The sequence below is a fragment of the Pseudomonas sp. PvP089 genome (assembly GCF_017875165.1).
Classification (GTDB): domain Bacteria; phylum Pseudomonadota; class Gammaproteobacteria; order Pseudomonadales; family Pseudomonadaceae; genus Aquipseudomonas; species Aquipseudomonas fortuita.
In genome coordinates this window covers 1,662,904-1,677,821 of sequence record NZ_JAGGME010000001.1, presented here as the reverse complement: position 1 = coordinate 1,677,821, position 14,918 = coordinate 1,662,904, and the positions used below count along the sequence as shown (strand labels likewise).

Below are 14,918 nucleotides of genomic sequence, written 5' to 3'. Positions count from 1 at the left end.
CTGCCCTGTACCCGGAGACCGCCGTGAGCCCCATCGCCCTAGCCCGCCTGCTGACCCTTGCTGCCGTCTGGGGGGCGAGTTTCCTGTTCATGCGCATCATCGCCCCCGAGCTGGGCACGGTGCCGACCGCGTTCTTCCGGGTATCCATTGCCTGCCTGGGCTTGATCGGCATCGTCGCGGTCGCCCGCGTGCGTTGGGACTTCCAGGGCAAGCTGGGTGCCTGCCTGGTGCTGGGCATGATCAACTCCGGTATCCCCGCCACCTTCTATTCCGTTGCCGCTCAGGTATTGCCAGCCGGCTACTCGGCGATCTTCAACGCCACCACGCCACTGATGGGCGTGCTGATCGGCATGCTGTTCTTCCGCGAGCCCATGACCCTGCCCAAGTTGTGCGGCATCTTCCTGGGCCTGTTTGGCGTCGGCATCCTCAGCGGCGCCGGCCCGGTCGCGTTGGACATGGCCCTGCTGCAAGGCGCCCTCGCTTGCCTGGCGGCCACCACCTGCTACGGCTTTGCCGGCTTCCTTGCCCGCCGCTGGATCAGCGGCCTAGACAGCCGCCTTTCGGCGCTGGGCAGCATGCTCGGCGCTACCTTGCTGCTAAGCCCAGTGTTCGCCTGGAGCGCGCTGAGCCAGCCACCCGCCAGCTGGGGCGGCTGGCAGGTGTGGCTGTCGCTGCTGGGCCTGGGGCTGTTGTGCACGGCGTTCGCCTACATCCTTTACTTCCGCCTGCTGGAAGAAATCGGACCGGTAAAGGCCAGCACCGTGACCTTCCTCATTCCGGTGTTCGGTGTACTGTGGGGCGCCTGGCTGCTGGATGAGTCACTGTCGATGGGCCACCTGTATGGCGGTTTGCTGATTGGCATGGCACTGTGGCTGGTGCTGCGCCCGGCGCGCAGCTGAAGTGGGGCACATGATGAACGGCGCGTACAAGAAGGTCCTGTTCCGCCTGGAACAGGACGAGAACGGCTACCCACCGGCCTCGGTCGAAGGCCTATGGGCTAAAGCCGTGGAAGGCGGCTATGCCGTCGACAACATCCCCTTCCATGTCTACGGCATTGCCCCGGGTGATGTGATAACCACCCGTGAAGAAAACGGCGAAACCTGGTTCGACGCACTGCGCTGCGGCAGCGGCAGCTCGGTATTCCGGGTGCTGGTAAAGCCACCGGAAACCCTGGACCAGGTATGCACGGCCTTGCAGGACTTCGGCTGCAAGTGCGAAACCGAGCAGGCCGTGAGAATGCTGGCCGTCGAAGTCCCGCCAGCGCGTTCACTCGACACCCTGCTCTACTACCTGCTCACCCAGCGCGAGGCCGGCCTGCTGGACTTCGAGGAAGGCGTATTGCGCCACGCCATCCCCGAAGAGTTCCGCTAGGACTTACGCCTCGGCCAGGCGCGCGGCGGGCTTGCGAAACACGAACAGCAGGCCCACCACGATCAACCCCATGCCCAGCAGGCTGAGCGGTGCCAGTCGGTTGCCGAAGATCAGGAAGTCCATCACTGCGGTCACCGCCGGCACCAGGTAGAACAGGCTGGTGACATTGACCAGGTTACCCTTGGCGATCAGCCGATACAGCAGCAACGTCGCCAGCAATGAAACCACCAGGCCCATCCACAGCAACGCGCCGACAAAGCCGCCGGCCCACTCGACATGCAGTGGTTGCAACGGTGCGAACAGCGCGCACATGGCAAAGCCGGCCAGGTACTGCAGCGGCAACGTGCCCATGGGGTTATCGGTGATGCGCTTTTGCAGGATCGAGCCCAGGGTCATACTGGCCAGCGCCAGCAGGGCAAACAGCATCCCCGCCAGCGAGACCCCTCCCAGGTTGATACCCTGGTACACCACCATGATCAGGCCAGCCAACCCCAGCCCCAGGCCGAACAAACGGCTCCATGAGCGCTGACGCTCCATCAGCACCACGGTAAGGATTGGTTGTACCCCCATGACCGTGGCCATGACGCCAGGGGTGACATGGGTGTTGAGCGCCAACAAGTAGAAGATCTGGTAGGCGCCGAGCAGCACGCACCCGGTACCCAAGGCGCGCAGAATCGCCCCTCGGCTGCGCGGCCAGCGCAGCCCCAGCAGCGGGCCGATCAGCAGCAGGCCCGCGAGGGCCAACGACGAGCGCAACAGCAGGAAGGCGAACGGGCTGGCGTGCGCCAGGCCCAGCTTGGAGACAATCGCCCCGCTGCTCCACAGCAGGACGAACAGGCTGGTCGTGGCCGCCGAGGCCACGGATGCTTTGGTAAAGACAGACATGTATTGCCACCTGATAGTAGGCAGAAAAGCCAAACGGACGGCGTGCGCTTCAGCGGGGAAGTAGCCGACCGTGTTCAGTAGGTTGCGTGTGCGTAGGGGTTCGGCAACAAGCCGATCAGCCCAGCACGACCACGCAAGGAGGCGGAGCTACGCCGCCTACAACGCCACTGACAGGTGGTGGGTAATGACTGATCATGACCGGCTGCTGGCTGCCACGCACGACCCTGCCCGCGACTGGCGCGAAGGCAAAGCTTGTGGTGGAAGGGGTGGCTGGCATGAACGGGGTCTTTGAGGAGGTGAATGCCTGGAATATAGCGTGGGATTCTTCGCGGGACAAGCCCGCTCCCACAAGAGCGCCATCGTCCTCGAAGGATGAGGAGAACCTGTGGGAGCGGGCTTGTCCCGCGAAGAGGACGGGTCAGACAACAAAAAATCAGAACAACCAGTGATACAGCAGGTACACCACCACCACTGCCAGCACCGGCCGCAGGATGCGGTAGGCCTTGGGGTTGGCGCGTTTGAACTGCTTCACACGGGTGCTGATTTTATTGCTGAAGCGCTTGCTCCAGGCATACGCCTGGTTGATCCCGCCCACGCGCTCGTCGTCGGTGTTCTGCGGCGCGGTGGCGCGGCCGAGGAAGGCACTGACCTTGCGGTTGATGCGGGTCATCAGCGGGCTGCTCAGCGGGCGCTCGATGTCGCAGAACAGGATCACCCGGGTGAAGTCGGTTTCGTTCTTCACCCAGTGCACGTAGGTTTCGTCGAACATCACGTCTTCGCCATCACGCCAGGCGTATTCCTGGCCATCGACGTAGATGCGGCAAGCATCGGAGTTCGGCGTGGACAGGCCCAGGTGGTAGCGCAGCGAGCCTGCAAACGGGTCGCGGTGCGGGTTCAGGTGGCTGCCGCCGGGCAACAGGGCAAACATTGCGCCCTTCACGTTGGGAATGCTGCTGACCAGCTCGACGGTGCGCGGGCACAGGGCTTCGGCCGAAGGCAACGGCTTGTCGTACCACTTCAGGTAAAACCGCTTCCAACCCTTCTTGAAGAACGAACCGAAGCCGGCATCGTTGTCCTTTTCGGCGGCGCGAATGTAGCCTTCATCGAACAGGCGCATGGCCTCTTCGCGGATTTCCTGCCAGTTGTCTTTCAGCACGTCCAGTTCAGGGAAGCGCTGACGGTCCAGGTAGGGCTTGGACGGCACGCCGGAGAACAGGTACATCAACGCGTTGTAGGGAGCGAACAGCGCCGAATGGTTGACGAACTGGCGCAACACCGGCAGGCGGGCCTTGCCGCGCAGGTGCACGAACAACACGCTGCCGAAAAACACCAGCAAGACACCCGCCTTGGCTGCAAAGGAAAAGGTCATGCTTTCACTCCTTGGGGAAGAGCCAGGGCTGCACCACCTGCTCTTCTGAAAATCATCCTGCCATCATAAACCGATCCCGCCGAGGTACAAACAACCCGGGCGGGATCGCATTCATGAAGATTGTGCAATAAACCACTCCGGCGATTATTGCGCCGGGTCAGCGGCAAGGTCGATTACTGCTGGTTTTCCTGCTCGCTGAACATGTCGCTGAACAACATGCTCGACAGGTAACGCTCGCCCGAATCAGGCAGGATTACGACGATGGTCTTACCCTGCATCTCCGGTTTTTCGGCCAGGCGTACGGCGGCGGCCATGGCTGCACCACAGGAAATCCCGCAGAGAATGCCCTCTTCCTGCATCAGGCGGATGGCCATGGCCTTGGACTCTTCATCGGTCACTGTCGCCACCTGATCGACAATCGACAGGTCGAGATTTTTCGGCACGAAGCCGGCGCCAATGCCCTGGATCTTGTGCGGGCTGGGCTTGAGTTCTTCGCCCGCCAGGGTCTGGGTGATCAACGGCGATGCCAAGGGCTCGACCGCCACCGACAGGATTGCCTTGCCCTGGGTGTGCTTGATGTAGCGCGACACACCGGTAATGGTGCCGCCCGTCCCCACGCCCGCCACCAGCACGTCGACGGCGCCATCGGTGTCGTTCCAGATTTCCGGCCCGGTGGTTTTTTCGTGGATGGCCGGGTTGGCCGGGTTTTCGAACTGACCCGGCAGGAAGTACTGGGCCGGGTCGGAGGCGACGATTTCGTTGGCCTTCTCAATCGCGCCTTTCATGCCTTTGGCCGGGTCGGTCAGCACCAGTTCGGCACCCAGCGCCTTCAACACCTTGCGGCGCTCCAGGCTCATGGAGGCAGGCATGGTCAGCATCAGCTTGTAGCCACGGGCGGCGGCGACGAAAGCCAGGCCGATACCGGTGTTGCCCGAGGTGGGCTCGACGATGGTCATGCCCGGCTTGAGCTTGCCGCTGCTCTCTGCGTCCCAGACCATGTTCGCGCCAATGCGGCATTTGACCGAATAACCCGGGTTGCGCCCTTCGATCTTGGCCAGAATAGTCACGCCACGCGGGGCGATGCGGTTGATCTGCACCAGCGGCGTGTTACCGATGGAATGGGCATTGTCTGCAAAGATACGGCTCATGGCAGGAGTCCTTGGCATGAAAAACAGCACGGAAAGACCTCAAGGGTAAGCCCCGGCCGGTGGCCCGTAAAGCCTGTTCGAACTCGGCCGGGCGTGTTGCGGTCAACCGCACATCCCGCCTTGGAGACGCCCTGATGAGAGCCCGTTATCGCTGGCCGCTGATCGGCCTGGGCTGCCTGGTCGTGTTGCTGGCAGCCTTGCACTTTGCCCTGCCCTACCTGGTGCGCAACTACCTGAACGAAAAACTGGCCGACATGGGCGATTACCGCGGCCAGGTGGCCGACGTCGACCTGGCCTGGTGGCGCGGCGCTTACCAGATCAACGGCCTGAAGATCGTCAAGACCAGCGGCAAGGTGCCGGTACCGTTCCTCGACGCGCCACTGATCGACCTTTCGGTGAGTTGGCATTCGCTGTGGTACGACAAGGCCGTGGTGGCCGAAGTGACCTTTGTACGCCCAGAACTGAACTTCGTCGACGGTGGCAGCAAACAGGCGTCGCAGACCGGTCGGGGTACCGACTGGCGCCAGCAACTGGAAAAACTGCTGCCCATCACCCTCAATGACGTGCGCATCGACAACGGCGTACTGACGTTCCGCAACTTCAACTCCAAGCCACCGGTCGACCTCAAGGCCACTCAGTTGAACGCCAACATCCGCAACCTGACCAATGTTCGTGACCCCAAGGGCCGTCGCGATGCGAGTTTCGAAGGTACTGCACTCATCGCAGGCGATGCCAAGGTGGAAAGCCGTGCGACGTTCGACCCGTTCAGTGATTTCGATGACTTCGAATTCAGGCTTCGTGCTACCGGCATCGAACTGCGCAAGCTGAACGACTTCGCCAGCGCCTATGGCAAATTCGACTTCAACGCCGGGCACGGGGACGTAGTCATCGAGGCGCAGGCGGAAAACGGTCGGCTGAACGGCTACATAAAGCCGCTGCTGCGCGATGTCGATGTATTCGACTGGCAACAGGACGTCGAGGAAAAGGACAAGGGCTTCTTCCGCTCGGTGTGGGAGGCAGTGGTGGGGGCGACCGAAACGGTGCTGAAGAACCAGCCAAAAAACCAGTTCGCTACCCGGGTGGAACTCAGTGGCAGCGTGCGCAAGCAGGATGTCAGCGCGTTTGAGGCATTCCTGCAGATCCTGCGTAACGGGTTTATCCAGGCGTTCAATGCCCGCTACGAGCGCGGCGCGCCGGATTCCGACTGAGATTGCGTGACGGGGCATTCAGGGACTGAATACCCGGTCTGCGTTTCCAGCCGCGTGGCCCCGCGTTATAGTCGGTAACAAATCGAAAACAGGTGTTGGGCCTTTCGCGGGCACGCCCGCTCCCACAGGTAACCCACAGCTCCAGGAATGTATGCAATACCTGTGGGAGCGGGCGTGCCCGCGAAGAGGCCCTGACAGGCATACGGCAGAGGACAGACCCATGAAGTTCGAAGGCACCCGCGACTACGTCGCCACAGACGACCTGAAACTGGCGGTAAACGCGGCCATCACCCTCGAACGCCCACTGCTGGTCAAGGGCGAGCCCGGCACCGGCAAGACCATGCTCGCCGAGCAGCTGGCGGCCTCGTTCGGTGCGCGGCTGATCACCTGGCACATCAAGTCCACCACCAAGGCCCACCAGGGCCTATACGAGTACGATGCGGTCAGCCGTCTGCGTGACTCGCAGCTGGGCGTAGACAAGGTGCACGATGTGCGCAACTACCTGAAAAAAGGCAAGCTTTGGGAAGCTTTCGAGGCCGATGAGCGGGTCATCCTGCTGATCGACGAAATCGACAAGGCCGACATCGAATTCCCCAACGACCTGCTGCAAGAGTTGGACAAGATGGAGTTCTACGTCTATGAAATCGACGAGACCATCAAGGCCAGGCAGCGCCCGATCATCATCATTACCTCCAACAACGAAAAAGAGCTGCCGGACGCCTTCCTGCGCCGCTGCTTCTTCCATTACATCGCCTTCCCCGACCGCACCACGCTGCAGCAGATTGTCGACGTGCATTACCCGAACATCAGCCAGTCGCTGGTCAGCGAGGCGCTGGATGTGTTCTTCGACGTGCGCAAGGTGCCGGGCCTGAAGAAAAAACCGTCCACCTCCGAACTGGTCGACTGGCTCAAGCTGCTGATGGCCGACAACATTGGTGAAGCCGTACTGCGCGAACGCGACCCGACCAAGGCCATCCCGCCGCTGGCCGGCGCGCTGGTGAAAAACGAGCAGGACGTGCAACTGCTGGAACGCCTGGCCTTCATGAGCCGGCGCGGCAACCGCTGACAGGAGCCGGGCCATGCTGCTCAACCTGTTCAATGAAATGCGCGCGGCCAAGGTGCCGGTGTCGGTACGTGAGTTGCTGGACCTGCACCAGGCCCTGCAAAAGCACGTGGTGTTCGCCGACATGGACGCGTTCTACTACCTCGCCCGCGCCATCCTGGTGAAGGACGAACGCCATTTCGACAAGTTCGACCGGGCCTTCGCCGCCTACTTCAAGGGCCTGGAAAACCTCGACCGGCACATCGAGGCGCTAATCCCCGAAGACTGGCTGCGCAAGGAGTTCGAGCGTTCGCTCACGGATGAAGAGCGTGCGCAGATCCAGTCCCTGGGTGGCCTGGACAAGCTGATCGAGGAATTCAAGAAACGCCTTGAGGAGCAAAAGGAACGCCACGCCGGCGGCAACAAGTGGATCGGTACCGGCGGTACCAGCCCGTTTGGCTCGGGCGGTTTCAACCCCGAAGGCATCCGCGTGGGTGAGGCCGGTAAACGCCAGGGCAAGGCGGTAAAGGTGTGGGACCAGCGCGAGTACAAGAACCTCGACGACCAGGTGGAGCTCGGCACGCGCAACATCAAGCTGGCCCTGCGCCGGCTGCGCAAGTTTGCCCGCGAAGGCGCCGCCGAAGAGCTGGATATCGACGGCACCATCGACCATACCGCGCGGGACGCCGGCTTGCTGAACATCCAGATGCGCCCTGAACGGCGCAACACGGTAAAGCTGCTGTTGTTGTTCGACATCGGCGGCTCGATGGACGCCCACATCAAGGTCTGCGAAGAGCTGTTTTCGGCCTGCAAGACCGAGTTCAAGCACCTGGAGTACTACTACTTCCACAACTGCGTGTACGAGTCGGTGTGGAAGAACAACCTGCGTCGCACCTCTGAGCGCTATTCCACCTTCGACCTGCTGCACAAGTATGGCGACGACTACAAAGTGGTATTTGTCGGCGATGCGGCCATGGCGCCCTATGAAATCACCCAGCCGGGTGGCAGCGTGGAGCACTGGAACGAAGAGGCCGGGTATGTGTGGCTGCAGCGCTTCATGGAGAAATTCAAGAAGATCATCTGGATCAACCCGTACCCCAAGCAGGCCTGGGACTACACCGCCTCGACCCACCTGGTGCGGGACCTGATCGAAGACAAGATGTACCCGCTGACCTTGCAGGGGCTGGAAGAAGGGATGCGGTACCTGTCCAAGTGATTTTGCCTGTGCCGGCCCTTTCGCGGGCTTGCCCGCGAAAGGGCCGGCAGCCTTACAACCAACGGCCCAGGTAAACCTGGTGCTCCCGCCAGGCCTCATCCTGCACCACCGCCCTGAAGCGCACCACCGCCCCCGGCATGCACTGCGCCAGTTGCGCCAGCGCCAACGGCGTCAACGCCCCAAGCCGCGGATACCCGCCTATGGTCTGCCGATCATTGAGCAACACAATCGGCTGCCCATCCGGCGGCACCTGCACCGCCCCCAGCGGTATCCCTTCAGAAATCATCGGCGCCCCCTGGTAAACCAGCTGCGGCCCCAACAGGCGGATGCCCATGCGGTCAGCCCGGCTGTCCAGCGTCCACTCCCGGTTGAAGGCTTCGAACAGGCTGGTACCACTGAAATCACCGATCTGTGCGCCTATCACCAGGTCGAGCACTGCCTTTTCTGCGTACTGCGGGCGCAGCGCTTGTGGCACCTCGCGCAGGGTTGCATGGCTACCGGTGAACGCCAGTGCCTGGGCCTCAACCAGCGCAGTACCCTGACCATCGATGCCACCCAGCGCTTCACGTACCACGGTGGCACAGCTGCCCAGTACATCCTCACCCTGAAACCCGCCCGGTGCCGCCAGGTAAGCCCGCACACCCTGCTTTGGCTGCTTCAGGGTCAAGCGCTGCCCTTTGCTCAAGGCAAAGCTGCGCCAGGGCACGACGGGCTGATCATCGACGCGCGCGTCCAGGTCGGCACCGGCCAGGGCCAGCACACAATCCTGTTCGGCCACCACGCTAAAGCCCCCCAACGCCACCTCGACCACCGGCGCCTCCAACGGGTTGCCCAGCAACCAGTTGGCCCAGCGCATCGCCACCCAGTCCAGTGCCCCGCCCTGGGTCACGCCCAAGTGACGCACGCCAAAACGGCCAGCATCCTGCAACTGGCACAGCGGCGTGCTGGCTTCGATCTTCAATTGCTTCATCCTTGTGCCTCCACATCGCCGCCCAACGCCAGGAACTCGCTGCGCGAAACCGGCACGAAACGCACCCGGTCGCCGGGTTGCAACAGGCTGTAGCCGTCACGCTCACGGTCGAACAGGCGCACCGGCGTGCGCCCGATCAGGTTCCAGCCACCTGGGGATACTGCCGGATACGCCGCCGTCTGGCGCTCGGCGATGCCCACGCTACCCGCCGCCACCCGCTTGCGCGGGGTGCTCAGACGCGGACTGGCCAGGCGTTCGTCGACCAGGCCCATAAAGCCGAAACCGGGGGCGAAGCCCAAGGCGAACACAGGATAATCACGTGCGCAATGCAAGCGCACAACCTCGGCTTCACTCATGCCGCTGCGCGCCGCCAGCACAGGCAGTTCAGGGCCCACGCTGGGGTCGTACCACACCGGGATCTCGTGGCGCCGGCCGCCTCTGCCGGTGTCCGGCTGCAAACCCTCCAGCGCCTGCGTGATCAGCGCCCTCGCCCCACCTGGCGGCAGGTCGAACTGCACCATCAGCGTGGTGTAGGACGGCACCAGATCCAGCAGGTGCTCGCCGAACACGGCGCTCAGGCGCTGGCTGGCGGCGAGCATCCACGGCATGTTGGCCTCGTCGATACGGTCGAACAGGCGCACCATCAGGCTGTCGATGGCGACCACTTCAATACGCGCCTTCATTGCGACTCCAGAGCATCGAGGGCTTGGCGTATCTGCCTCACCGCTGCCACCGAACTGTCGTTGTCGCCATGTACGCAAAGCGTGCTGGCCTGCAGGCGCAGGGCACTGCCATCGTCCGCCATCAGCGCGTCGCCACGGGCCAGGCGCACTGCCTGCTCCACCACCCGCGCCGGGTCGTGATGCACTGCCCCAGGCAAGCGGCGCGACACCAGGTGGCCGCTGGCGGTGTAGGCGCGGTCGGCGAAGGCCTCGAACCACAACGGCACGCCAATTTCATCGCCCAGGGCCTGGGCGGCGCGGTTGTCAGCGGTGGCCATCAACATCAATGGCAAGGTGCTGTCGTAGGCCGCCACGGCCTCCAGCACGGTACGCAGCTTTAGCGGGTCGGCCATCATGTCGTTGTACAGCGCGCCATGGGGCTTCACATAGGCCACGCGGCCACCCAGCACTTTGCAGATGCCGTCCAGCGCGCCGATCTGGTAATGCAGCAGGTCGCGGATTTCCTCGGGGCTGCAGGCCATGGAGCGGCGGCCGAAGCCGACCAGGTCCGGGTAGGCCGGGTGCGCGCCAATGGTCACCCCATGCGCCAGCGCCAGCGCCACGGTGCGGCGCATGATGCCGGGGTCGCCGGCGTGGTAGCCACAGGCGATGTTGGCGCAGTCGATGTAGGGCATTACCTCGGCGTCCAGGCCCATGCGCCAGCTGCCGAAACTCTCACCCATGTCGCAATTGAGTAGCAGGCGTTCCACCACGCGGTCTCCCTTGTTGTTGTTCACAGGCTTACCTTACCGCGCCTGCAGCTGTTTGCCGCGTGTTTCCGGCAGGCTCAAGGCCGCCACGATCACAATTCCGTAGGACACGGCAGCGAACATGCCGATACCCAGGCCCAGTGGCACGTTCTGGCCGAGCATACCGATCAGCAACGGGAACAGAGCCGCAATGACCTTACCGATGTTGTAGCAAAAGCCCTGCCCCGAACCGCGAATGCGCGTAGGAAACAGCTCGGTCAGAAACGCGCCCATGCCGCTGAAGATGCCCGAGGCGAAGAAGCCCAACGGGAGGCCCAGCCACAGCATCACGCCATCGCTGACCGGCAGCTGCGTGTACAGCAGCACGATCACGAACGAGCCCACGGCGAACAGGATGAAGTTCTTCTTGCGCCCCAGCAGGTCGGACAAGTACGCGCTGACCACATAGCCCACGTACGAACCCACGATCACCATGGCCAGGTAGCCACCCGTGCCCAGCACGCTGAGGCCGCGCTCGTTCTTGAGGAAGGTTGGCAGCCACGAGGTGATGGCGTAGTAACCGCCCAATGCGCCAGTGGTCAACAGGGACGCACGCACAGTGGTCCACAGCATGCCCGGAGCGAAGATTTCGTAGAAGTGCGAAGGTGCCTCGGCGGTCTCCACTGCCTTGGCCTGGCGATACACTTCAGGGTCTTTGACCAGGCGCCGAACGAAGATCACGAAGATCGCCGGCACCAGCCCCAACAGGAACAGTGCACGCCAGGCCTGCTCTGGCGGCAGCCAGGAGAACAGCAGTGCGTAGAGAATCGCCGTGAGGCCCCAGCCGATGGCCCAGCCGGACTGCACCATGCCCACTGCCTTGCCGCGGTCCTGTGCGCGGATTACCTCGCCAATCAGCACTGCACCAGCGGTCCATTCACCGCCGAAGCCAAAGCCCATCAGCGTGCGGGCGATAAGCAGCTGTTCGTAGTTCTGGGCGAAGCCGCACAGGAAGGTGAAAAAGGCGAACCACAATACCGTCAGTTGCAAGGTGCGCACCCGGCCGATGCGGTCGGAGAGGATACCGGCGACCCAGCCCCCCACGGCCGAGGCGATCAAGGTGCTGGTATGGATCAATCCGGCTTCGGTGGTGGTGATGCCCCACAGCATGATCAGCGTGGGGATGACAAAACTGAGCATCTGCGTGTCCATGCCGTCCAGGCCATAGCCGATCTTGCAGCTCCAGAAGGTGCGCCGTTGCTGTTTGTCGATGTCGCGGTACCAGGCGAAAGGCCCGGACGAAGAAGGTGAGCTGACCTGCTGCTGCACGCCGGTGGGGTTCATGGATGCCTCGGCTTGTTGGTATTGTTTTATGGGCGACATGAAGCGTCGCGGCCTGGGCACCATTGTTCAAAGGCCACGCCGCCTGCGTCCAACGAGAAAAACCGCCGGTCTGGAACAAGAAAAACTGATCATGAACCTTCGCTTCCTCGAAACCTTCGTCTGGGTCGCCCGGCTCAAAAGCTTCCGCCTGACGGCAGAAAAGCTGTTCACCACCCAAGCCTCGGTATCCAGCCGCATTGCCGCGCTGGAGGCAGACCTGGGCGTGAAGCTGTTGCTGCGTGACTCACGTGGGGTCAGCCTGACCCCGGAAGGCGGCAAGGTGCTGGAGTATGCCGAGCGCATGCTGGATACCGCCAAAGCCATGAAGCAGTCGCTGGACAGCGACCGGGCCAAGGTCGGGCGCATTCGCATCGGCGTGATGGACACGGTGATCCACACCTGGATGAGTGCGCTGGTGGCAGAGCTGACCGAGCGCTACCCGCAGGTCGAAATCGAGCTGGTGGCCGACACCGCGCTGAACTTGCGCGAGCAGCTGCAAAAAGGCTTTCTCGACGTGATTTTGCAGACCGACCTGCTGCGCGAGCAGTCGATTCGCAGCCTCGACCTGGCGCGCTACCCCATGGGCTGGGTGGTGGCGGCTGGCTCGCACCAGCACCGGGACTATGCGTCGCTGGCCGAGCTTGGGCGCGAGCGCATCATCACCTTCTCGAAGAATTCACGGCCGCACCAGGAGGTGCTGAGCTTGCTGCAGGCTGCGGGGGCGCAGACGCCGCGGTTGAATTGCGTGAACTCGGTGGCGGCGATCACTCGGCTGTTGCGCGACGGTTTTGGCATTGGCGCATTGCCGCCGGCGCTGGTGGATGCCGAGTTGGGTCGGGGCGAGCTGGTGTTGCTGCAAGGCCTGCAACCGCCACCAAGCCTGGAACTGGTGGTGGCGTGGCAGACAGGGGTGGCGTTGGTCGATGAAGTGGTCGGGGTGTGCCGACAGGTGCTGGAGCGGTATGCGCGGGATGTGGGTGGGCAGCGGATAGCACTCATCTGACCGGCTAACGCGGTCTTTGTGGGAGCGGCCTAGCGCCAGCTTTCTTTCACCGCCCTGCGCCGCCCGCCCAGGATCACCCAGCCAAGCCCCAGCAACAGGCTTTCGACCACAAAGGCCAGCACAAACCCTGCGCCAACACCCCAGCCAATTGCCTCGGGCACCAGCAGAATCTGGTAGCTGTAGGCATTGAGGGTTTCCTCGCGCAGTTGTGGGTCGGCCTGCACCAGCACATGCCAGGTACGCTGGGCCCACGGCCCTTGCAACGCCTGCCATTCTTTTTCCAGCAGTTCGTTGCGGATCATCAGGCTTTCGATGCTGTTGGCATCACTGTTGAACACCGGGTCGTCACTGCTGCGGTAATGCTGCAGCAGCGCCTGCAAATCGCCTTTGAAAAATCGCTCGGCCGTTTGCCGGAACCCATCCAGCGCCTCGCGCGACTCGAACAGGTGCGCCTCGACCCGCTGGCTATAGTCCTTGACCAGCCCAGGGACCTGGATACCGGCCAGCAGGCCGAAGGTGAACAGCAGCAACCGCAGGTAACTTCTGAACATGCAGCGTCCTTAGCTCTGGCCGTGTGCCACGCACTCGCCGTGCCGCCACAGGGCCCATTGACCGGGCTCGTAGCGATGCCAGGTCTCGTTCTCGGTCAGGGCCTCGGTGGCAATCACCGTGACCACGTCGTTGGGGGTGGTTTCGGTATGAAAATCGACGATCAGGTCGACATCTTTCAACCGCGCGGCACCAAACGGCGCACGGCGGGTAATGTGCACCAGCTTGGTCGAACAGAAGCAGAACAGCCAGTCGCCATCGCTGAGCATGCAGTTGAACACACCCCGGCCACGGTAGCCGGCACAGGCTTCCACCAGCACCGGCAGCAGCTGTTCTACCGGCACCGGCTCGGGGAAAGCACTGCGGATGCGGTTGAGCAAGTCGCAAAAAGCCGCTTCGCTGTCGGTGTCGCCCACCGGCCGGTAGAAGCTGGCCTGCCCTTTGAAATCGCCCAGTTGCCCATTGTGCGCAAAGCACCAGTTGCGGCCCCACATTTCCCGCATGAACGGGTGGGTGTTGGACAGGCACACCCGGCCGACGTTGGCCTGACGGATATGCCCGATCACCACCTCGCTCTTGATCGGGTAACGCTGCACCAGGTTGGCCACTTCCGACTCGCTGCTCGCGGCCGGGTCCTGGAACAGGCGCAGCCCGCGGCCTTCATAGAAGCCGATACCCCAGCCGTCACGGTGCGGGCCGGTACGGCCCCCGCGCTGCATCAGGCCGGTAAAGCTGAAAACGATGTCGGTGGGGACGTTGGCACTCATGCCCAGCAGTTCGCACACAGGCGTGTCTCCTCCGCTTACAGACGGGGCTCGACCCGGCCATTGCCGCGGGGAACGGCAGGGCGTGGGTCGTCGCGGTAACGGTCGCCGCGCTCGGCGGCCAAGGGGGCTTGCCCGGCGACCTGGTCATCTTCATCCGCCTGGCGCTTGGCGGCCGCCTCGGCTTGCACACGCCGCTCACTGGCGCGTTTTTCCAGCGGCCAGCGCACCAGCACGAAGAGAAAATACAGGCCGAAGGCAATCATGCCGTACATGGCGAAGTCGGACACCGCACGCCAGGCGTTGTTGCCCACCTTGAAGGCAAGGTCCAGGGCAGTGATGGCGATGGCCGGGGCGAAGCTGTCCTTGACCGGGTCGACGACAGTCGGGGTCAGCAGCAGCACTGCCAGCACCACCCGCAGCGGTTCGCGCAGCCAGCGCCACATCCAGCCGGTAAGCTTGAAGGCCACGAGCAGGCAGCCCAAGGCGGCCACGGCGTACAGGCCCCAGGCAAAGGTGTAGTCGTTCTCGGTCATGGTGTTCGTGCAAGCCAGGCAAAGAGATGCCTATGATAAACACTTTTCCGGGCGCAGACAGTG

General features: G+C 63.0%; 16 protein-coding genes. 6 read left to right on the top strand and 10 right to left on the bottom strand.

Annotation, left to right across the window (positions count from 1 at the left end):
• The first annotated feature begins 23 nt into the window (after window positions 1–23).
• The gene (locus tag J3A71_RS07755; protein WP_016488578.1) at window positions 24–899 is read left to right on the top strand and encodes a DMT family transporter; all 876 of its coding nucleotides are present in this window, start codon (window positions 24–26) and stop codon (window positions 897–899) included.
• Window positions 900–912: 13 nt separating this feature from the next.
• Window positions 913–1,371, top strand: coding sequence for a DUF4265 domain-containing protein (locus J3A71_RS07750; RefSeq protein ID WP_024718078.1), 459 nt, complete (start codon window positions 913–915; stop codon window positions 1,369–1,371).
• A 3-nt stretch (window positions 1,372–1,374) separates the two neighbouring features.
• Here the strand turns inward: J3A71_RS07750 and J3A71_RS07745 are convergent, their stop codons facing one another.
• The 3 genes from J3A71_RS07745 to cysK all read right to left on the bottom strand — a co-directional run bounded on the left by J3A71_RS07745 (window position 1,375) and on the right by cysK (window position 4,773).
• A complete protein-coding gene (locus tag J3A71_RS07745) occupies window positions 1,375–2,256 on the bottom strand; it encodes a DMT family transporter (protein ID WP_016488580.1) in 882 nt (293 codons plus the stop codon).
• A 433-nt stretch (window positions 2,257–2,689) separates the two neighbouring features.
• Window positions 2,690–3,625 (bottom strand): aspartyl/asparaginyl beta-hydroxylase domain-containing protein, encoded by a 936-nt coding sequence (locus J3A71_RS07740; RefSeq protein WP_016488582.1) that lies wholly within the window; start codon window positions 3,623–3,625, stop codon window positions 2,690–2,692.
• A 173-nt stretch (window positions 3,626–3,798) separates the two neighbouring features.
• Entirely contained in the window at window positions 3,799–4,773 is a 975-nt protein-coding gene (gene cysK / locus J3A71_RS07735) for a cysteine synthase A (protein ID WP_016488583.1), read from the bottom strand.
• A gap of 134 nt (window positions 4,774–4,907) precedes the next feature.
• Between cysK and J3A71_RS07730 the strand changes: the two genes are divergently transcribed.
• The 3 genes from J3A71_RS07730 (at window position 4,908) to J3A71_RS07720 (ending at window position 8,239) form a co-directional block, all read left to right on the top strand.
• Window positions 4,908–5,981: a DUF748 domain-containing protein gene (locus J3A71_RS07730; RefSeq protein WP_016488584.1), complete on the top strand. Its 1,074-nt coding sequence runs from the start codon at window positions 4,908–4,910 to the stop codon at window positions 5,979–5,981.
• 220 nt (window positions 5,982–6,201) lie between these two features.
• The gene (locus J3A71_RS07725) at window positions 6,202–7,047 is read left to right on the top strand and encodes a MoxR family ATPase (protein WP_016488585.1); all 846 of its coding nucleotides are present in this window, start codon (window positions 6,202–6,204) and stop codon (window positions 7,045–7,047) included.
• Window positions 7,048–7,060: 13 nt separating this feature from the next.
• Window positions 7,061–8,239, top strand: a complete 1,179-nt coding sequence (locus J3A71_RS07720; protein WP_016488586.1) for a VWA domain-containing protein — start codon at window positions 7,061–7,063, stop codon at window positions 8,237–8,239.
• Between the two features lie 52 nt (window positions 8,240–8,291).
• Here J3A71_RS07720 and J3A71_RS07715 read toward each other — a convergent pair whose 3' ends face one another.
• From J3A71_RS07715 to J3A71_RS07700, 4 genes are read right to left on the bottom strand one after another with little or no spacing between them, the layout of a single operon-like run.
• Window positions 8,292–9,209, bottom strand: coding sequence for a biotin-dependent carboxyltransferase family protein (locus J3A71_RS07715; RefSeq protein ID WP_060519187.1), 918 nt, complete (start codon window positions 9,207–9,209; stop codon window positions 8,292–8,294).
• Window positions 9,206–9,892: a 5-oxoprolinase subunit PxpB gene (pxpB, locus tag J3A71_RS07710; protein ID WP_096426630.1), complete on the bottom strand. Its 687-nt coding sequence runs from the start codon at window positions 9,890–9,892 to the stop codon at window positions 9,206–9,208. The genes J3A71_RS07715 and pxpB overlap by 4 nt, the downstream gene beginning before the upstream one ends.
• A complete protein-coding gene (locus J3A71_RS07705) occupies window positions 9,889–10,668 on the bottom strand; it encodes a 5-oxoprolinase subunit PxpA (RefSeq protein WP_016488589.1) in 780 nt (259 codons plus the stop codon). The genes pxpB and J3A71_RS07705 overlap by 4 nt, the downstream gene beginning before the upstream one ends.
• A gap of 9 nt (window positions 10,669–10,677) precedes the next feature.
• The gene (locus J3A71_RS07700) at window positions 10,678–11,964 is read right to left on the bottom strand and encodes an MFS transporter (protein WP_096426631.1); all 1,287 of its coding nucleotides are present in this window, start codon (window positions 11,962–11,964) and stop codon (window positions 10,678–10,680) included.
• A gap of 130 nt (window positions 11,965–12,094) precedes the next feature.
• Between J3A71_RS07700 and J3A71_RS07695 the strand changes: the two genes are divergently transcribed.
• On the top strand, window positions 12,095–13,006 hold the full coding sequence (locus tag J3A71_RS07695) for a LysR family transcriptional regulator (RefSeq protein ID WP_024718077.1): 912 nt from the start codon (window positions 12,095–12,097) through the stop codon (window positions 13,004–13,006).
• 29 nt (window positions 13,007–13,035) lie between these two features.
• Here J3A71_RS07695 and J3A71_RS07690 read toward each other — a convergent pair whose 3' ends face one another.
• The 3 genes from J3A71_RS07690 to J3A71_RS07680 are packed head-to-tail and all read right to left on the bottom strand — an operon-like array spanning window position 13,036 to window position 14,855.
• On the bottom strand, window positions 13,036–13,557 hold the full coding sequence (locus J3A71_RS07690) for a DUF2937 family protein (RefSeq protein ID WP_016488592.1): 522 nt from the start codon (window positions 13,555–13,557) through the stop codon (window positions 13,036–13,038).
• A gap of 9 nt (window positions 13,558–13,566) precedes the next feature.
• Window positions 13,567–14,340, bottom strand: a complete 774-nt coding sequence (locus tag J3A71_RS07685; RefSeq protein WP_016488593.1) for a class II glutamine amidotransferase — start codon at window positions 14,338–14,340, stop codon at window positions 13,567–13,569.
• 17 nt (window positions 14,341–14,357) lie between these two features.
• Entirely contained in the window at window positions 14,358–14,855 is a 498-nt protein-coding gene (locus tag J3A71_RS07680; RefSeq protein ID WP_016488594.1) for a hypothetical protein, read from the bottom strand.
• Window positions 14,856–14,918 lie beyond the last annotated feature (63 nt).